The organism is Euzebya tangerina, assembly GCF_003074135.1.
In the GTDB taxonomy this organism is placed as follows: Bacteria; Actinomycetota; Nitriliruptoria; order Euzebyales; family Euzebyaceae; genus Euzebya; species Euzebya tangerina.
Window position 1 is genome coordinate 1,174,992 of sequence record NZ_PPDK01000001.1, and the last position, 19,720, is coordinate 1,194,711.

General features: G+C 68.8%; 11 protein-coding genes. 5 read left to right on the forward strand and 6 right to left on the reverse strand.

Going from position 1 to position 19,720, the window contains the following annotated elements:
- Positions 1-37: 37 nt before the first annotated feature.
- From C1746_RS05420 to C1746_RS05435, 4 genes are all read right to left on the reverse strand, one after another.
- Entirely contained in the window at positions 38-5,476 is a 5,439-nt protein-coding gene (locus tag C1746_RS05420) for a tandem-95 repeat protein (RefSeq protein ID WP_116713642.1), read from the reverse strand.
- 158 nt (positions 5,477-5,634) lie between these two features.
- Positions 5,635-6,327 carry an ABC transporter ATP-binding protein gene (locus C1746_RS05425; protein WP_116713643.1) on the reverse strand — a complete coding sequence of 231 codons (693 nt, stop codon included), beginning with the start codon at positions 6,325-6,327 and terminating at the stop codon, positions 5,635-5,637.
- Positions 6,328-6,330: 3 nt separating this feature from the next.
- Positions 6,331-7,437, reverse strand: a complete 1,107-nt coding sequence (locus tag C1746_RS05430) for an ABC transporter permease (RefSeq protein WP_116713644.1) — start codon at positions 7,435-7,437, stop codon at positions 6,331-6,333.
- Positions 7,434-8,546 carry an ABC transporter permease gene (locus tag C1746_RS05435; protein ID WP_162867422.1) on the reverse strand — a complete coding sequence of 371 codons (1,113 nt, stop codon included), beginning with the start codon at positions 8,544-8,546 and terminating at the stop codon, positions 7,434-7,436. Before C1746_RS05435 ends, C1746_RS05430 begins: the two co-directional genes overlap by 4 nt.
- Before the next feature lie 114 nt (positions 8,547-8,660).
- Between C1746_RS05435 and C1746_RS05440 the strand changes: the two genes are divergently transcribed.
- The 4 genes from C1746_RS05440 (at position 8,661) to C1746_RS05455 (ending at position 14,218) form a co-directional block, all read left to right on the forward strand.
- Entirely contained in the window at positions 8,661-9,242 is a 582-nt protein-coding gene (locus C1746_RS05440) for a TetR/AcrR family transcriptional regulator (protein WP_116713646.1), read from the forward strand.
- 69 nt (positions 9,243-9,311) lie between these two features.
- Positions 9,312-10,502 carry a GGDEF domain-containing protein gene (locus C1746_RS05445; protein WP_162867423.1) on the forward strand — a complete coding sequence of 397 codons (1,191 nt, stop codon included), beginning with the start codon at positions 9,312-9,314 and terminating at the stop codon, positions 10,500-10,502.
- Between the two features lie 36 nt (positions 10,503-10,538).
- Positions 10,539-12,461 (forward strand): HelD family protein, encoded by a 1,923-nt coding sequence (locus tag C1746_RS05450; RefSeq protein WP_116713648.1) that lies wholly within the window; start codon positions 10,539-10,541, stop codon positions 12,459-12,461.
- 197 nt (positions 12,462-12,658) lie between these two features.
- Positions 12,659-14,218, forward strand: a complete 1,560-nt coding sequence (locus C1746_RS05455) for an alpha/beta fold hydrolase (protein WP_162867424.1) — start codon at positions 12,659-12,661, stop codon at positions 14,216-14,218.
- Positions 14,219-14,228: 10 nt separating this feature from the next.
- Here the strand turns inward: C1746_RS05455 and C1746_RS05460 are convergent, their stop codons facing one another.
- Positions 14,229-15,677, reverse strand: coding sequence for an amidase (locus tag C1746_RS05460; protein WP_116713650.1), 1,449 nt, complete (start codon positions 15,675-15,677; stop codon positions 14,229-14,231).
- A gap of 137 nt (positions 15,678-15,814) precedes the next feature.
- Here C1746_RS05460 and C1746_RS05465 point away from each other — a divergent pair, with 137 nt between their 5' ends.
- A complete protein-coding gene (locus tag C1746_RS05465; RefSeq protein WP_162867425.1) occupies positions 15,815-16,948 on the forward strand; it encodes a serine hydrolase domain-containing protein in 1,134 nt (377 codons plus the stop codon).
- Positions 16,949-16,988: 40 nt separating this feature from the next.
- Here C1746_RS05465 and lon read toward each other — a convergent pair whose 3' ends face one another.
- Entirely contained in the window at positions 16,989-19,673 is a 2,685-nt protein-coding gene (lon, locus tag C1746_RS05470) for an endopeptidase La (protein WP_116713652.1), read from the reverse strand.
- Positions 19,674-19,720 lie beyond the last annotated feature (47 nt).

Sequence of the window (19,720 nt, forward strand, 5' to 3'; positions counted from 1 at the left end):
GAGTCTCGCGGGGGCTGTTGCGTCGAGCCGAGACGTGTCAGGGCTCGAGGATTGTCTCCGCTGCCGCGCAGGCGGTTTCGTCGGCCGCGCAGACCACGGGCGGAGCGGGATCGGTCACGGCTTGGACCTCTCCCAGGAACTCGGTGCTGGGGTCGGGGAGGTCCTGACCGTTGGCCAGGACGACCGGTGCGTTGTTGCGGTCCGCATACCCAGCCAACGTGAAGCCTGCGGCCCACGCGTCCTCGTCCCAACCCTCGAGCAGCACCACGCTGTCGGGGCGGTTGGAGTCCACGAAGCCACGCGCACTGGCGATGGCCACCGCGGTCGCGGAGCGGTCATCGCCGGCCCAGCGCTGGACGGTGATGCCCAGCTCGGTCAACTCCTCGAGGACGGAGTCGGCCACGGCGGCGGGACCACCGACCACCAGGAGCGTGGTGATCGACGACTGCTCCAGGTAGGCCCGGGTGGTGGCCGTCAGCCGCTCGGTCTCGGTCAGCAGGATCGGGTACTCGAAGTCCGACGCCAGCGCACCGGCAGCCAGCGAGTCGGCGAACGCCGTGCTCGGGTTCGAGCCATCGGGCAGGCCATAGGCCCGGGCCAGGATCGCGGTGTCGGCCGTGGGGAAGAGCTCGGCGATGGCGATCGCCGTCTCCACGCGGGTCGGACCGAAGGTCCGGTCCACCTCATACCCCAGGTCGATCAGTTCGTCCTCGATGGCCATCGGCACGGCCGCCGTGCCACCAAGGATGCGCACGTTCGTCGCGCCCAGGCGTTCCATCTCCGCCGCGACCTCGTCTTCCAGGCCTGACCGGTCCGTCAGCAGCAGCGGTGCGTCGGGTTGCAGCACGCCCGAAGCCAGCGAGTCCGCGAAGATGTCATCGTTGGCGAGGAGCACGTTCGCCGTATCCGTCGCGCTGTCAGGCGTCAGCCCGTCGGGGAAGCTCAGCTGCGAGCTGAGCACCGAGGTGTCGGAGTTGTCGCCCGGCGGCCCGGGGATCGGGGCACCCCGTTCATCATCGTTGGTGATGGTTCCGAGGCCCTCGCCATCGGTGATCACGGCGGCGCCGGTCGCGTCCGACAGCGTGACGGTGAAGGTCTCGTCGTCCTCCACGACGTCGTCGCCGATCACCGTCACCTCGACGGCTGTGGCGGTCTCTCCCGCGGGGATCTCCGCGGTCTGGTCCAGCGGTTCATAGTCAGCGTCGACGTCTGCGGTCCCATCGCTGGTCGTCACCTGGACCGTGACCGGTGTGGCCTGCGCCTCGGACAGCGAGATCGTGAAGACAGCGGGTGTGGTCTCGTTCTCGGCGCCTTCTGCCACCGTGACGTCATCGATGGACACGTCTGCCGGCGCGGCGACCGTGATCGTGAAGGTCTGGACCGGCGAGGTGTCGTCGCCGCCGTTCGCCGTGCCGCCGTCATCGGTGGCGACCACGGTCACGGTGGCCGACCCGGCCACCCCCGCCGAGGTGAAGGTCAGCGTGCCACCGCCGTCGATCGACGGCAGCACATCGAAGAGGCCGTCATTGTCGGTCGTGACGCCGAAGGTGACGACCTGGGCGGCCTCGTCAGCCCCGCCACCGGGTGTCGCCGTCGAGTGGTCGGCAACGGTCTGGGCACCGGCATCGATCGCCACACCCTGGTCGTCGCCGACGGTCAGGACCGGTGCGTCGTTGACCGGCGTGACCGTGATGAGGAAGGTCACCGCGTCGGCGGTGTCGTCGCCGCCGTTCGCCGTACCGCCGTCATCGGAGAGCGTCACCGTGACGGTGGCCTGTCCATTGACATCGGCGACCGGTGTGAAGGTCAGTGCACCCGTCGAATCGATGGCTGGGGCCACCGCGAACAGGTCGTCGTCGTCCGTGGAGACGTCATAGGTCAGCGTCTGGCCGTCCTCGTCGTCGCCGCCGCCGGGGTCCGCTTGGATGGCTGGGGCGACCGTCTGTGCGCCGGCATCCTCGAGGATGGTCTGGTCGGCAGGTGGCACCTGGACGACCGGTTCGTCGTTGACGGCGCTCACCGTGATGGTGGCCGTGGCTTGGGTCTGGGCCGGCGGTGCACCGTCGTCGGTGGCGGTGATGGTGACCGTCGAGGTGCCGTTGGCGTCGGCCGCCGGTGTGTAGGTCAACTCTCCGGATCCGTCCACGGCAGGCGCCACGTCGAACAGCGCGGGGTTCGTGGAGGCCACGGTCACCGTGACGGTCTGGCCGGCCTCGTCGGCGCCCGGTCCCGGGGTGGTGGTCACGAAGCCGGGGACGGCCTGCGGGCCAGCGTCCTCGTCGACCGCCGGGTCCGCGCCGAGCGTGAGGGTCGGCGGACTGTTGATCGCGGTGACGGTGATCGTGAAGGTGGCGTCGGCGGTGTCGTCGCCGCCGTTTGCAGTCCCGCCGTCATCGGTCAGGGTGACGGTGACCGTCGCCGTGCCGTTGACGTCGGCGGCCGGCGTGTAGGTCAGCGTGCCAGCACCGTCGATGGAGGGCTGAACCGCGAACAGGGCGTTAGTGTCGTTGGTCACGGTGAGCGTGACGGTCTGGCCGGCTTCGTCGGCCCCACCACCCGGCGCCGCCGAGGCGAAGTCGGCGACGCTCTGCGCCCCGGCGTTCTCGTCGACCGTCTGGTCGTCGTCCTGCGGATCGATCACGAAGATGGGCTCGTCATTCACCGCGTTCACGGTGATGGTGAAGGTGCGGTCCGGGCCGGTGTCGTCACCACCGTTGGCCGTGCCGCCGTCGTCGCTGGCCGTCACCGTGACGGTCGCTGAGCCATTGGCGTTGGCCGCCGGTGTGTAGGTCAACGTGCCACCAGCCGTGATCGCGGGCTGGGAGCTGAACAGGCCGTTGTTGGTGTTGGAGACGGCCAGCGTGACGGTCTGCCCCGCCTCGTCGGCGCCGCCGCCGGTGGACGTGACGGCGAAGCCGGCGACTGTCTGGGTACCAGGGTCTTCGTTCACGGTCTCGTCGGGACCGAGGGTCACGTCGGGTTCGTCGTTGATCGGCGTGATGGTGATGTCGAACGTGACGGTGGGGGCGGTGTCGTCGCCGCCGTTGGCCGTGCCGCCGTCGTCGCTGAGGACCACGGACACCGTTGCGGTGCCGGCCGCGTCGGCGGCCGGGGTGTAGGTCAGCTCGCCGGATGCGCTGATCGCTGGCTGGGCGGTGAACAGGCCGTTGTTGTCGTTGCTGAGGCCGTAGGAGATCGTCTGACCGGACTCGTTGGCCGGGCCTGGTGAGGCGGCGGCGAAGGTTGCGACCGTCTGTGCACCGGCATCCTCCAGGACCGTCTGGTCGTCCCCGGCCGGGCTGGTCGTGAAGCTCGGCTCGTCGTTGACGGCCGTGACGGTGATGGTGAAGGTGCGGTCGGGCCCGGTGTCATCGCCGCCGTTTGCCGTGCCGCCGTCGTCGCTGGCGGTCACGGTGACGGTGGAGGTGCCGTTGGCGTTGGCCGCCGGGGTGTACGTCAGTTGTCCGGTGCCGTCGATGGCAGGATCCGCGACGAAGAGGCCGGCGTTGGTGTTGGAGACCGCCAGGTCGACGGTCTGGCCGGCTTCGTCGGTGCCGCCTCCGGTGGAGGTGGTGGCGAAGCCTGCAACGGTCTGGGCACCAGCGTCCTCGTTCACGGTCTGGTTGGCGCCCAGCGTGACGTCCGGCTCGTCGTTGACGGGGGTGACGTCCAGCGTGATGGTGCCGGTCACGGCAGCCGCGCCGTCCTCGCCGCCGTCGGCGATGTTCACGGATGCGGTTGTGTCGGTCCCATTGTTGGCTGCGGGGGTGAAGGCGACACCAGCCAGGGCGGTGTTCACCTCGGCCACGGTGCCGGAGATGGTCCACACACCGGTGCCGGCGGTGTAGGTCGCCCCGTCGTTCGCGGTGAACGCCCCGGTGGCGGTGTTGGCCAGTGTGATGGTGGCGGTGATCTGCTCACCGGCGTCGGGATCGGTGACCACGATGTTGGTGATGGCCGCCGAGGCGTCATCCTCGGTGTAGGACACGGTCTGAGTGGTGTTGGTGGCCGTTGGTGCCGTGTTCGGGGGGACTCCGGTCAACCGGTAGAGCTCGCGGTCGGTGGGGGTGGCTTCGCGGGCGTTGAGGTAGAGGTCGCCGTTCAGGATGGGGAGGTTCTCGGTTTGGATGAGGGGGAAGCCGTCGTCGTTGCCGTTGAGGTTGGCCACGATGTTGAAGGCGCCGTTGGTGCCGTCGGTCTCGTCGTAGACGAACAGTTCGCGGCCGACGTTGGATTCCATGACGGCGTAGAGGCTGCCGGCGTGGACGAACAGGTCGGTGAGGTTGGAGTCGGCGCCGCCGCTTGGTGGGGCGTTGTTGGTGATCTGACCGAAGGTGTCGGTGGCCGGGTCGTAGACGATGGGCTCGTCTTGTTCAGGGTCGGGGCCGAGACCGGCCTCGAAGTAGAGCTTGCCGTCGAAGGCGGTGAACAGGCCTGGTCGGGCGTTGCCGTCCGGGTTGATCTCGGCGACCTTCTCGAGGACGCCGGCTGCGGTGAGCCGGTACAGCTCGCGGTCCTGCGGGTCTGCTTCGCGGACGCTCATGTAGAGGTCGCCGTCGATGGTCTGGCTGGTGTCGATGGAGGTGGGGAAGCCGTCCCCGTTGCCGTTGATGTTGGCCACGATGTTGAAGGCGCCGTTGGTGCCGTCGGTCTCGTCGTAGACGAACAGTTCGCGGCCGACGTTGGATTCCATGACGGCGTAGAGGCTGCCGGCGTGGACGAACAGGTCGGTGAGGTTGGAGTCGTTGCCGGCCAGTGGGGCGTTGTTGGTGATCTGTCCGACGGTGTTTGCGACGGGGTCGTAGACGAAGGGTTCCTCGTTCTCGGCGGCGTCGTCGGAGGCTTCGAAGTACAGCTTGCCGTCGAAGACGGTGAGCAGGTTGGGGTCGCCGCTGCCGGCGTTGTTGATCTCGATGACCTTCTCCAGCACACCGGCTGCAGTCAGCCGGTAGAGCTCGCGGTCGGTGGGGGTGGCTTCCCGGGCGTTGAGGTAGAGGTCGCCGTTCAGGATGGGGAGGTTCTCGGTTTGGATGAGGGGGAAGCCGTCGTCGTTGCCGTTGAGGTTGGCCACGATGTCGAAGGCGCCGTTGGTGCCGTCGGTCTCGTCGTAGACGAACAGTTCGCGGCCGACGTTGGATTCCATGACGGCGTAGAGGCTGCCGGCGTGGACGAACAGGTCGGTGAGATTGGAGTCGGCGCCGCCGCTTGGTGCATCGTTGTTGGTGATCTGGCCGACGGTGCCCGCGACGGGGTCGTAGACGAAGGGTTCCTCGTTCTCGGCGGCGTCGTCGGAGGCTTCGAAGTACAGCTTGCCGTCGAAGACGGTGAGCAGGTTGGGGTCGCCGCTGCCGGCGTCGTTGATCTCGATGACCTTCTCCAGCACACCCTGGGCCGACGCGACACCCCCCATCGCGACCACCATCATCAGACTGCCCACCCAGACGAATGCGAACTTCAGGACGGAGACAACCCTCATGGTCTGACCTTCTCTAATGGCTGGAACGGGTCACCGGTTCTGACCTCTCGGTTGCGGCGAACCAGGGGATCGGTGAACGTAACCCAGGAGTCGCCTTATCGGCACCTCCCCCGTGGAGTTGAGCCCTACCGCCCAGGTTCTTCGGTACACCCGCGCGGCTATGCCGCGGCTGTCTCCGTCTGGAGCACGCCGTCGACGATCTCGACCGTACGGTCTCCGAAGTCCAGCACACGTTCGTCGTGCGTCACGACGATCGCCGCGACGCCACGGGACTTGATCTCATTCACCAGGAGCTTCATGACCTGTTGGCCCAACTCGGTGTCGAGCGCTGACGTCGGCTCGTCGATCAGCACCAGCGCGGGGTCGTTCATGAGTGCCCGGCCGATGGCAACACGCTGCTTCTGCCCGCCGGACAGCTGGGCCGGCAGGTTGCCGGCCCGGTCGGCCAGGCCGAGTTCCTCCAACAACGTGTCTGCTCGCTCCTTCGCCGACTTGTCCACCGTTCCGCCGCCCAGATCCCGGACGGCCAGCAGGTTCTCCTTCGCCGTGAGGAAGGGGACGAGGTTGACGGACTGGAACACGAAGCCGACCTCCTCGCGCCGGAAGGCGGCGAGATCCTTCTCGCTCTCGCCGGAGATCTCGCGGCCGCCGACGACAACTCGTCCCTGGCTGGCGCGAAGCAGCGCGCCCGCCACCGTCAGCAGGGTCGTCTTCCCCGAGCCGGACGGACCGACCAGGATCAGCATCTCGTCCGCAGCGAGCTCCAACGAGACGTCGTCCAAGGCGGTGACCTGGGTCTCCCCTTCGCCGTAGAACTTGCTGACACCAGTCAGCTCGAGTGCATTCGTCATGGATTATCCGATCGCTTCGGCCGGGTCGATGGCAAGGATTCGTCGGAGGGTGAACAGGCTGCCGATCAGCGCCGTCACGACCGTTCCGGCCGCGATGGCCGCGAGGCGGGTCGGCACCAGTCGCACCGGGAGGTCCGGCGGCAGAGCCGCGGAGAAGGCCAGGCTCAGACCGAGGCCGGCGAGGAGAGCGACCAGGCTGATGACGATCGCCTGGACGGAGATGCCGACCAGGAGATCCGTCGTCCGAGCTCCCAGTGCCTTCAGGACGGCATACAACGCGGTGCGCTCGAGGGTGATCAACGCGAAGAAGAGCGCCACCACCAGCAGGGTCACGGCAAACGTGACGCTGATGATCCCGGCGAACGTCGAGGACTGCTGCTGCACGACGTCGAGCGACTCGATCGTGGTCGGGATGGTCGCCGCCTCCACCCCGTCGACTGCGTCGGTCACCTCGTTCGCCAGTTCGACGCCGGCAGCCTCGGAGAGATCTCCGGCCGGGCGGACCACCAGTGCCTGGGAGACGCCCGGAGGAGGGAGTGCGGTCGGGTTGGCCTGCTCGACCAGATTGCGCCAGTCGCCCTGGTCCAGCCAGATCGTGGCGGCACCCTGACTGAGGTCGTCGACGAGCGCGTCCACGGTGACCTGCACTGCTGTGGGCCCCACCTCGATGACGTCGCCGACCTGCAGTCCCAGCGTCTCCCCGAGCTGCTGGTCGACGACCGCCGCGCCACCGCCGGGCGGCGCCGGGATCACGTCCGTGGCCAGTTGGTACCCGAAGACCGCGACGCCGGTGACGTCCTGGTCGGCGGCAGCGGTTCCCGCGGTCGTGAGGATCTGGCTGAGTTGTCCGACCTCGGCCACCCCGTCCACGGCAGCCACGGCGTCGGCCAGTTCGGCGTCCACCCGGGAGCGTTGGATCTGCAGGTCGACGTCTTCGGTGAACGCCAAGAGATCACCGTCGTGTGCCCGGTAGGCGCCGGTCTGCCCTAACTCCAGGCCGTCCAGGAAGCCGCCGAGAACGACCAGGAGGACCACCAGCAGCGTCAGGGCGCCGCCGACGGGGACGAATCGACCCGGCTGTCGCAGCAGCTCCTTCAGCGCGATCCTCATCTGACACCGCCACTTGTCGTCGCCTGGATCGGATCGATTGCAAGGACCCGTCGTACGGCCCCGATCGACGCCAGCAACCCGAGGACCGTGATCGCAGCCACGGTCGTCAGGGTCGTCGACAGATCGAGCTGCGCGCCGAAGGTGTCCCGAGCCGCAGCAAGCAGCCCCGTCGCCACGCCGGCTCCGAGCACCGCACCGACGCCGACGACCAGCAGGACCTGCAACAGCACCGGCTTGACCACATCGAACTTGCCGGCGCCGACTGCGCGGAGCAGCACCAGTGCGTCGGCTTTCTGCACCGTCAGGATGAGGAAGAAGACCCCGGTGACGATCGTCACCACGATGAACAGCAGGAGGTAGAGGATGCCGAAGGACTGGGAGATCTGGCCCGCGCCGGGCAGTTCGGCGACGGCCGTCGCTCGGTCGACCGCCTCCACGCCCGCGACGCTGCTGGTGATCCGCTCGGCCACGGTTGCGGCGTCCTCCCCTTGCCCGACCGTCACACCGATGAAGGAGGCCGGGACCTCGATCGCCGCTCCGGCCCGCTCCTGCACGGCTGCGGCGTAGGTCTCGAAGGGGACGTACAGGGTTGGCGCCACGTTGAACGGGGCGTCGTCGGCCACTCCGACGACGGTCACCGCGGTCGACCCGATCGCCACCTCATCGTCCAGGGCAAACCCGTCCGTGAGACTCGAGCCGCTGAACAGCGCCTCACCGGCAGCCTCGGCCTGCCGTCCCTCGCTGATCGTCCGGGGCGTGGCGGGGGAGTCAGGGGCAGCTCCGACGAGGGTCACATCGACGTCGCCGGAAGGTCCATCGCTCGCGAAGCTGCTGAGCCCGACCGCGGTCGCCTCCTCGACACCGTCGATGGCGCCCACCTCAGCGACGATGTCGACGGGAAGGATGCTGGCCTGCGGATTCAACTGGGCCCGCTCGTCGTACACGAAGACCTCGGACGAGCTGTTCTCCAGCCCGCCGATGAACCCCAACGTCAGCGTGCCGGCCACGGCCTGGAAGAACAGCAGGAGCAGCACCAGCAGTACGACCGCGGCGGTGAGCAACCCGAACCGGCCGATCGAGCGGCGGATCTCGCGAAGAGCGATGAACACGCGACCGATATTACGACGTTGTGTCGTGAACGCAAGGACCAGGCCGGTCTCGACGCCACCCCTACCCGAAGAGGGCTGGTCCTACCTGGTGCCTGCGGCCCGTACGCTGGGGGCATGCCACAGTTGTGGGCCGACGATCTGCCCGCCCATCGCGCGCTGGTGCTGGGCCGGCTGCTGGATGCCTACGCGGAGCTGGTGGGGCAGGTGGGGTTCGACGGGGTGACCCTCGCCGCCGTGGCCGAGCGGGCCGAGATCGCCCGGAGCGCTGTCTACAACTACGTCTCGGACCGGCACGACCTGGCCCTCGCCCACGCCGAACGCGAGATGTCGCGCTTCCTCGGCGTGATGGCTGAGGCAGTCGGCGCAGAGGCCGACCCGGCCGGCCAGCTCCGAGCGTACGTGACGACGTCGCTGGCCCAGGCCGCGGACAGCGTCGGCGATGAGTTGATGCCGCTGTTGACCGACGACGAGCGCGGACGGGTCATGATCATGCTCGCTCCGCTGCGCGACGTCCTCCATGACATCGTCGATCGCGGCGTCGCCCAGGGCGACTTCTCGGGGGACGTCGACGCGCTCAGTGACCTGGTCTGGGCGACGATCGCCGGCTACCGGATGCCGATCGCCCACGGACAGGTCGACCCGGACACGGCCGCTGCGACGGCATCCCACGTGCTGCTGGCAGGACTCGCGAGCTGATCGGGGTGCCCTCGGGCTCTTGGGAGCTCGGGCTCAAGAGAGCTCAGCTGACGTCCGATGAGATGGCCCATGGAGGACGACGAGCAGCCGCAGTCGGCGATCGGCCAGGCACCGGCCACCAGCACCCCGGCCGGCCAACCACTCGACCGTGTTGCGGCCGCGCGTCTCGCGCTGCTCACTCCAACGATGCGCGCAGCCCTCATCCCCGCGCTCACGATCATCGTGGTCTTCGCGGCATTGCTTTTCCGCGCCGACCCGGCTGGAGTCACCGCGTGGCTCGGGATCTGGATCGCCGCCGCGGCCATCTCCCTGCTGGCGCTGACTCGGATCGCCGGTCGCACCGTCACGCCGGAGTACACACGGCGGATGTTGACGATGATCGCGGGCCTGGTCGGGATCGTATGGGGGAGCATCCCGATCGTGATCCGACCGGAGGAACCGCGTTGGTGGGCGATCCAGGGCCTGTGGATCGTGGCCATCCAGGGCTTGATCGCCACGGCAGCGCGCGCTGACCGGTCGGTGTTCGGTGCGGCGGTGCTGCCGATGACGCTCGTGTCGTCGGTGTCAATGGGCCTGCGGGAGGACTCCTTCGCGCTCGTCCTCGCGGCCGTGATCGGCTTGGGTGGTGCCCTGTGCTGCGTCGTGTTCCTGAACCTGCACCGGATGGTCGAGGGCGCCATACAGCAGCAGTTCACCGTCGAGGGGTTGCAGCGGTCGGTCCAGGCCCAGCGCAGCCAACTGAGCAAGGCCACCGAGTCCCTCACCGAGCTGGCCACCACGGACGCGCTCACCGGTCTGCCCAACCGCGAGGGATTCATCACCTCGCTGGTCGACCACAGCCGCCGGGTCGTGACCGATGGCTGGCTGGGCATCATCGACCTGGACGGCTTCGAGGCCGTCAACGAGTCCTACGGCCACCACGTCGGTGACGAGGTCCTCATCACCGCGGCGAAGCGCTGGCGGCGGGTGCTCGGCAGCACGCTCATCGCCCGCACCGGCGGCGACGAGTTCGTCTTCACCATGAGCACCCACACCGATGCCGAGATGGTCGGCCACATGCTGGTGGAGCAGTTCGACATCCCGGTCCAGAGCAAGAACGACGGGCTGATCCGCCTCAACTGCTCCGTTGGCATCGGCCGCTTCAACCAGGGCGAGCCGCTCTCCGAGGTCATGGCCCGCGCGGACCGGGCGCTGTACAGCGCCAAGATCCAGGGCGGTGGCGGCGTGTCGGTGGACGGCACACCTCAACCCCAGCACTAGCACCACCGGACCGCGCCACTAGACTGTCCCGCCCTCATGGCCGGGAACGTGGAGTGGGAGGATGACCAGCGCCGCCTGGATGAGGCGCTGCATGCCCGTGCGGTGCTCACCGAACGTCTCGGCGCCTCCACCATCCCCAACCTGGACCAGTACTCCGAGGCCATCATCCACTCGATCAGGTCCGATGTGGTCCGCAGGCTCCATCAGGAGTGGGTGCCCTTCTTCGGTGCGCTCGATGGCGAGGATGAGCCTGGCCGGACCTACATCGGTCCCTACGCGGTCCACGCCCCCGACGACGACCGTCTGCTGATCCAGTCCTGGCGGGCCCCGGACTCCGCCACCTTCTACGAGGCGACGGCCGATCAGCCACTCGGGATCACGCAGCGACGCCGGTATGCCTCCGACGGCGTGACGATCTCGGGCGTGGTCATCGAGGAGTTGGCCGGCGGGGAGGACGACCGGGATGGACTCCGGGCTGCCATCGTCCAACAGGTCCTCCAGACCAGGACCGGGTCCATGCAGGACATCATGACCACCATCACCCCGGAGCAGCATCGGGTGATCCGTGACGACGCGCCCGTCACCGTCCTGCAGGGAGGACCCGGCACCGGCAAGACCGCGGTGGGCCTGCACCGCATCGCCTACCTGCTCTTCAGCCGGCGAGGGATGGCCGCCCTGATCATCGGGCCCAGCGACCGGTTCATCGACTACGTGGGCCAGGTGCTCCCAGCGCTCGGGGAGGAGGCCGTCGGCCACATGACCATCACGCAGCTGGGTGAAGATCCGACCGGGCTCGTGCTGACCGCTGCGGCGCCACGGCACCTGGTCGGCGACGCCCGCATGGCCGCGCTGCTGGACCACCACGCCTGGTCCCACATCTGTCCCCCGACGGAACCGACCGTCGTCACGATCAGAGATCGGCGCGTCACCCTACGACCGCAAGTTGTGGCGGAGGCCATCGCAGCCGCCCGCACGGAGGACCCGCGGTACGGCGTCGCGCGGACGCGGTTCGTGGCCGCGCTGGTGGAGGAGGTGGCTGCCAGCCTCAAGCGGCGGGTCGGACTGCTGCCCTCCTCCGACGTGGTTGCCGAGATCCGCAGGAACCGGGAGTTGTCCAGACTGATCGCGTCCGTGTGGCCCACCGTCACGCCGTCGAGTTTGCTGCGGACGGCGCTGGCTGACGCCCGGCTCGTGGGCGAACACTACGGACAGAACTCTGGTGTGCACCGCGCCGTCCGGGGCACCAGGAAGCCCCGTCCCGTCGACAGCCTGCTGACGGCGCTGGTGGAACTGGCCGGCGAGATCATGGGTCTCGAATTCGACGGTCGCCGGTATGACCACGTGGTCGTCGACGAGGCGCAGGAGCTGACGGCCGTGGAGCTGCGCATGATCAAGCGCCGGATCCGTGCCTCGGGGCACCTGACCCTGCTGGGGGACCTGGCCCAGCAGTTGGGGACGCCGCACACGGCTGACTGGTCCTCGCTGGTCACTGCGGCCACGCTGCGGATGCCGGACGTCCGGACCCTGGACATCAGCTACCGAGTGCCGAGCGACCTGCTCGCCCTGGCTGCCCCCTTCGCACCTGATCGCGAGATCGTGCCGACCGGGGTCCGGCAGGCACTGGCTCCGACGGCGGTGCTGCACACGCCCGACCCGCTCCGGGAGGCGATTCGAGTGGCGGGGCATCACATCGACGACACGGTGGGGATCATCGTGGCAGATGCCACCCACGTACGGGTGGTGGCGGATCCGCCGTCGCTCGCCGCCGGCCACAGCCTGGTCCCGCTCAGCGAATCACGCGGCCTGGAGTTCGGGCACGTCGCCCTGGTCGAGCCAGCAGACCTGCTGGATGAGGGGGGACCGGGCGGGCTCTACATCGCCCTGACCCGCGCCGTGAAGTCGTTGACGATCCTGCATCGCAGGTCGCTCCCGACCGAGCTGCAAGCGGCCCTTCCCTAGAGCGGCTGCGCCCGGCGTCGATCGTCGAGATAGGCAAGCACGGCAGCGACGTCACGGTCGCAGAGGACGGGACGACAACCGAGGGGAGCGGCGAGCCCCACTTCATGCTCGGCATGATCTTCGAGTTCACCGTCCCCCAGCCATGCCCCGGTCCCGCTGGGACCCGGGGAACACCGGGGTCTGCGATCATGCGGCTCGTGAGGGTCCCACTGGTGCTCGGCCTAGCTCTCCTGCTGCTGGCCTGCGTCGAACTGACCCCGGTCGAGCAGGACGATTCGACGGAACTCGACGCCACGGTTGTCACGGAGGCCGAGCAGGTCCCACAACGTCCGATCGCCGGGCCGGAGGTCACGGATGTCATCTGCCCAGACCCTCCACCGGCCCTCGACGACGGAGACGAGGCGGGCTCGGCGCGGGGTCTCCGGTGCGGGTTCATCGTCGTCCCGGAGGACCGCTCCCGACCCGACGGCCCGATCGTCGAGGTGGCCTTCACCGTGATCTCACCGGGCGCCGAGCCCATCCGGGGCCCACCGCTGATCGTGGTCCCGGACGGACCTGGCTTCCCGGGGCTCTCCCAGGTCGGAGTGTGGCGCGCCTCGCCGCTCAGCCTGGCTCGGCAGGTGGTGGTCTTCGACCCCCGTGGGGCCGGTCGGTCGTTTCCCTCACTCGACTGCGGACCGGGCGGGCTGGACCGGCTCACCGATCGGCGCGTGGGCGAGTGTCGTGACCAGCTGACCTCGCAGGGCATCGACCTCGGCAGCTACAACACCTCGGCCATCGCGCAGGACGTGGTGGCACTGCTCCGCGCTCTCGGGCTGGACCGGGTCGATCTGTTGGGGGTCGGACACGGTGCTCGCGTGATGCAAAGCATCCTCGCCCTAGCCCCTGACCGCGTGCGGGCGGTCGTGTTCGACTCGCCGATCCCCGATCTCGTTGATGTGTACTTCGATGTGGGGCTGAATGCTCAGGCAGCCCTCAACCGACTGCTGGACGAGTGCGCCGGACAGCCATCCTGCGCGGAGCGGTTCGACGAGTCGATGGACCAGTTGCCCGATGCCCTCGCTGTGCTCGGCGGACCGACGGGGAGCGGTTCCGCGGGAGGTTCGCCGGACGGTTCGCAACGCCCGCCGACTGCAGACGAGTTCGCCCTGGCGCTCATCGAGGCGATGCGGGGAACCGCGAACCTCGGCCTGATCCCTTCCGTCATCGACCAGCTGGCGGTCGACCCTGCCGGCGCCCTGGAGCGTCTGACCAGCCCCGAGGAGGGCGAGCAGGATCAGGAGCAACCGGAGTCGTTGCTGAGCGAGGGTCTGCTCCTGTCCAGCGAGTGCCACGACGAGGTGCCCTTCTCGAGCTTCGACCCCGAGGATCCGCCCCCTGCACTGGATGTGATCGGTGGGGCAGTCAGCCGCCTCTACGCCCGGGTCCCCCGTGCCTGCGCCACGTGGGATGTCGCGGCTGGTGCCGAGCAGTCAGGTGGGGAGACCGAGGTCTTCGCGTTGGTCCTGAACGGTGAGTTCGACCCGCTGGTCAGCCCGGCATGGGCTGCGGAGGCCACGCGCGACATCGCCGAGGCGACGGTCGTCCAGATCGATGCGGCCGGCCACCGACTGTTCGATCTCGACGCCTGCACCGTCGGCCTCGTCGACACCTTCCTGAGCCGACCGGGCCTGAGCACCGACGGGCTCCTGCGAGCAGCCGAGGACGTGGCGCCCGCGTGTGCCACGCCGCGAGCGGTCGAGTTCGACCTCAGCTGAGCCCTGCGGTTCACACCGAAGCCGCCGAGCCGGCCCAGACCGACGGCGTCCGCTCTCCCCAGCTGGTCTGCTCCTCCAACTGTGCGCAGAGGCTCAACAGGATGTCCTCGCGGGCGGCGGCCGCGGCGATCTGGACGCCTGCAGGAAGCCCATCCGCCATGCCCGTCGGGACGGCGATCGCTGGCTGGCCGGTCATGTTGAACGGTGCGGTGCACGGGAACCGCTGGAACAGTTCGCGGTAGAAGTCCTCGCCGCTCCACTCCGGGTGGTTCTGGTCCAACTCGCCGATGGGCAGCCTCACGGTGGCGTACGGCGGGAGCACCACCGCGTCGTAGCCGGCGAAGAAGCCCGTGATCTGGTTGCTGATGCCGGCGGTCATCAGCAAAGCCTCCTCCATCTGTGGCGCGGTCAGCGCAGCCCCGCTGGTGGCGGCCCGAAGCGTGCAGGCCTCGAACATCGTGTCATCGGGTTCGATGTGCAGCGCCGCCGCAAGCCCGTAGACACCACTCGCCACGAAGGAGAACCACATGCGTCGGTTCGCCTCGTGGAAGGTCTCACCGTTGAACGGGATGACGCCGACGTCCTCCACCTCGTGGCCGCGCTCCTCCAACAGTCGTCCGACCCGTCGCACCTCATCCGTCAACTCGCCGTCGATGCGCCCCTCGCCGTCAAAGCCGTTCGGCGCCAGTGCCACGCGCAGCCCGGTCATCGGTGCGGCGACGACGTCGGTGTAGCTCCGCTCGTCTGATCGCAACGGAACGAAGCTCATGGCCTCGGGGCCCTTCACGGCGTCCAGGAGCCGTGCGGCATCGCGGGTCGAACGCGTGACCGCGAACTCGATCCCCATGCCGAACAGTGGTTGCTGGTACTCCGGACCCAGCGGCGTCCGGCCGCGACTCGGCTTCAGCCCGACCAGACCGCAGCGGGCGGCTGGGATGCGGACCGATCCTCCACCATCGTTGGCGTGTGCCATCGGAACGACCCCGGCCGCCACGGCGGCCGCCGAGCCTCCAGACGAGCCGCCGGGGCTGACATCGGTGTTCCACGGGTTGCGGGTTGGTCCGCTCGCCACGGGTTCGGTCGTGGCGTTGAATCCGAACTCGGGCGTGGCGGTCCGGGCGATGGTCGTGAGCCCGGCCGCGACGAAGCGGGTGAACAGCTCCGAGGAGACCGCAGGGACGAACTGGTCGCCGGCCAGGAGACGAGAGCCCATTGCGTGGGGGACGCCTGCCGCGTGGATCACCAGATCCTTGATGAGGAAGGGAACCCCGCCGAAGACGCCCTGCGGGTCGCCCTCCACCGGGTCAGCCAGATCTCGGACTCTGACGTTGAGCGCCCCGTCGATCTGCTCCATCGCCTCGCGGGCACACGCGACCAACTCCTGGCCGGTCACCTCCCCTGCGCTGAGCAGATCGGTCAACGCCGTGGCGTCGTGGTCGCTGTACTCGTCCAGGTTCATGTGTTCCAGTCCTGCCGTGGTCGGTCGCCGTGACGCTAGGGCCCTGATCCGCTGCCGTCTACGGGCAACCGGAGGGGTACCGCTGGATGCCGACGATGCCTAGGCTCGACGCCCCAGCCCCACGGTCAGGAGCACCGATGCAAGACGTACTGGACACCGCTGTCGAGCAGCAGGACGCGCCCTTCCTGGTCGCGATGACCGGGGACAGCGAGGGGGTGACGTGGTCAGGCACCTCCGGCAGCGCCCGCGACGGGAGCGCCGCGACGCTCGACACCGCGTTCCGCATCTTCTCCATGACCAAGGCGGTTGGCGCCACCGCCGCCATGATCCTGATCGAGCGGGGTGAACTGTCCTTCGACACGCCCGTGGCGGACGTGATCCCGGCGTTCGACGACCTCCAGGTCATCCAGAGCATCGAGGGCGGCGACGTGAGTTTGGTCGACGCCCGGGCCACCGCCACCGTCCGTCACCTGGCAACCCACACCTCCGGGCTGGTCTATGAGTACTGGGACGCCACGATGGCGGCGTACCTGGAGGCCACGGGTGCGACGCCGGTGCTGTCCGGGACCAAGGAGGGGTTGCGATATCCCCTGGCGTTCCAGCCAGGGGCGCGGTGGGGGTACGGGATCGGCATCGACTGGCTGGGGCAGGTCGTGGAGGCGGTCGACGGACGTCGCATCGATGAGTTCTGCCAGGTTGAGATCTTCGACCCGTTGGCGATGGCTGACACCAGCTTCGAGCCGAACCAGCTCGTGGATCGGATGGCCGAGGTGAAGATGCGGGGTGAGGACGGGTCCTTCGGCCCCTACGAGATCGCTCCGCCGCCACATCCCGAGGTGTACGGCATGGGTCATGCGCTGTACTCAACCGCTCCGGACTACCTGCGCTTCCTCCGCATGTTCCTGCGCGGCGGAGAGCTGGACGGCAACCGGGTGCTCAGCCAGCAGTCGGTGGAGCAGATGTTGGCCAACCACATCGGTGACCTGCGGGTCACACCGATGCCCTCGCAGGCTCCGCCGCTGAGTGCCGACGTGACCCTGTTCCCCGATACGCCCAAGACCCACAGCTTCGGCTTCGTGCGGGTTGAGGAGGACGTACCAGGGATGCGGTCAGCTGGCTCACAGGGCTGGGCCGGCGTCCTCAACTCCCACTACTGGTTCGACCCCGCGGCGGACCTGGCCGCGGTCATCATGACCCAGTCATTGCCCTTCGCCGACCCGCGGTTCATGGCGACGTACGAGGCCTTCGAGAAGGCGGTGTACGCCGCCTGAACCGCGGGTCGGCCGGGCTAGCTGGCCTCGGTGCAGTGACCTAGGCGGCGTCGGCCAGGGCCAGTTCGAGCACCTCGCGGACGTCGTCGACCAGGTGGATCGTCAGCTCGTCGCGGATCTCCTGGGGCACCTCATCCAGATCGGCCTCGTTGCGCTTGGGCAGCAGCACGGTGTCGAGGCCTGCTCGGTGCGCGGCCAGCACCTTCTGCTTCACGCCGCCGATCGGCAGCACCTTGCCCTGCAGCGTGACCTCACCGGTCATGCCGACGCCCTTCTTGACCCGCTGACCGGTCATCAGCGAGGCGAAGGCGGTCGTCATCGTGACCCCGGCAGAGGGGCCGTCCTTGGGGATGCCACCCGCAGGGAAGTGGACGTGGAACCGGCCGCCGGTCAGCGCATCACGGTCGAGGACCAGACCTCCGTCGGCCAGCTCGTCGGCGTGGGAGCGCAGGAACGACAGTGCGATGGATGCGGACTCCTGCATCACGTCGCCCAGCTGACCGGTCAGCTTGAGGCCTCCGTCACCGTCGCTCGATCCGGTCTGAGCCGTCTCGACGAACAGGACGTCGCCACCCACACCGGTCACCGCGAGCCCGGTCGCCACGCCGGGCACGTCGACCCGGGCCATGGCGTCCTCCTTGAAGACGCGCTGTCGGCCGAGGAGGTCGGCGGGGTCGGTGATCTGGATGGGGGTCTGGCTACCGCGGGCGATCTCGACAGCGGCCTTGCGGGCGATCTTGGCCAACTGGCGCTCCAGCTGGCGGACGCCTGCCTCGCGGGTCCACCCCTCCACGACCTTGCGGAGGATCTCGTCGCTGATCTGGACCTCGTCGGCCGACAGGCCGGCGCCGCCCAACTGGCGCCCGATCAGGTGGTCGCGTGCGATCGCGACCTTCTCGGCATCGGTGTACCCATCGAGCTGGACGACCTCCAAGCGGTCCAGCAGCGGGCCGGGGATGGTCTCCAGCACGTTGGCGGTCGCGATGAACAGGACGTCGGAGAGGTCGAGGTCGATCTCCAGGTAGTGGTCCCGGAACGTGTGGTTCTGGGCCGGGTCGAGCACCTCGAGCAGCGCGGCCCTGGGGTCGCCGCGGTAGTCGCCGCCCACCTTGTCGATCTCGTCCAGCAGCATGACGGGGTTCATCGTCCCGGCCTCGGTCATGGCCCGGACGATCCGACCGGGCTGGGCGCCGACGTAGGTACGTCGGTGGCCACGGATCTCGGCCTCGTCACGGACGCCGCCGAGAGCCACGCGGACGAATGAGCGGTTCAGGGCACGGGCGATGGACTCACCGAGGGAGGTCTTGCCGACCCCCGGAGGTCCGACCAGGGCCAGGATGGCGCCCTGTCCACGACGCGTGCTCGTGGTTCGCGCGGGTGCATTGTCGGGCGTGTCGGCGTCGGGCGTGTCGGCGTCGGGGGTTCCGGGGCTGGCCGTGTCTGTTGTGGCCTCGTCTGTTGTGGCCTCCGCGGTCGTGTCTGTGGTCGTGTCAGCTGGTGATGCGTCGGTGCCGTCGTCGGTGCGGTCATCAGTCGGGCCGGGCTCGGCTGTCGAGAGATCGGCCGTCGAGAGGGTCGAGAGGTCAGCCGTCGAGAGGATGGTCTCCCCGTCCTGGCCCTCGTGCATCTCGGTCGCGTCGGACGAGTCGTCCAAGCCGCGCTCGACACGGAGCTTGCGCACCGCGAGCTGCTCGATCAGCCGCTCCTTCACCTCGTCGAGGCCGGTGTGGTCCTCGTCCAGGATGGTTCGGGCGGCGATCAGGTCGAGGGTGTCCTGTGAGGTGGTGCCCCAGGGCATCTCGAAGACGCGGTCCAGCCAGGTCCGGATCCACGACTGCTCGGGCGATTGCTCACCCACCCGCTCCAGTCGGTCGATCTCCTTGCCGACGAAGGTGCGAACCGCCTCGGGCAGCGGGAGTCGCTCGGCCCTGGCGCGGTAGGCGGCGATCGAGTCGCCATCCTCACCGTCCTCGGTGCCGGAGATCTCACGGAGCTCGGACTGGATCGCCTTCATCTGCTCACGCAGGATGAACTCGCGCTGTCGGTTCTCGACGGACTCGTTGACGTCGTCGCGGATCTTGGAGCGAACGTTCAGCTCGGCAAGCGTCTCGCGGGCCCAGCCGAGGGCCAGTTCCAGCCGCTCGCGGACATCGAGTGCCTCCAGGATCTGGACCTTCTGGGCGGCCTCCAGGTCGGGCGAGTACACCGCTGTGTCGGCCAGCTGGCCGGGGTCGCTGATCTCCTGCAGGGCGGCGGAGACCGACTGCCCGCCCCGGTGCTCGAGGATGCCGTCGACCACGGCGCGGTAGTCCTGTTCGAGGCCTGAGATGTCGCCGGTGAGCCGGTCGGCGACGGGGGTCACCTCGACGAGGGTTGCCCCTGCGGCACCGGCCGCACCGACGCCGATGAGTCCGCGGGAGAGACCCCTGACGAGGATCCCGCGCCGACCGCCGCGCAGGCGGTCGTGCTGCTCGATGCTGGCGATGGTGCCGACGGTGGCGAAGCGCGCCTTGCCATCCTCGTCGGTTACCTTGGGGACCAGGACGACGCGGTCGCGGGACTCGGCGGCAGCGTCGATGGCGGCCCGGGCGTCGCTCGACTCGATGGCGATGGTGACGACCATGCCGGGTACGACCACACCTCCCGGCAGGGGGAGGAGGGGCAGGGTGGCGGGAGAGTCGGCGGCGGGGTCGGGAGCAGTGGTGGAGCTGGACTGGTCAGCCATGAGAGAGGTTCCTGTTCGTGTGGGAAGTGGGGTCAACCCAGGCTGCA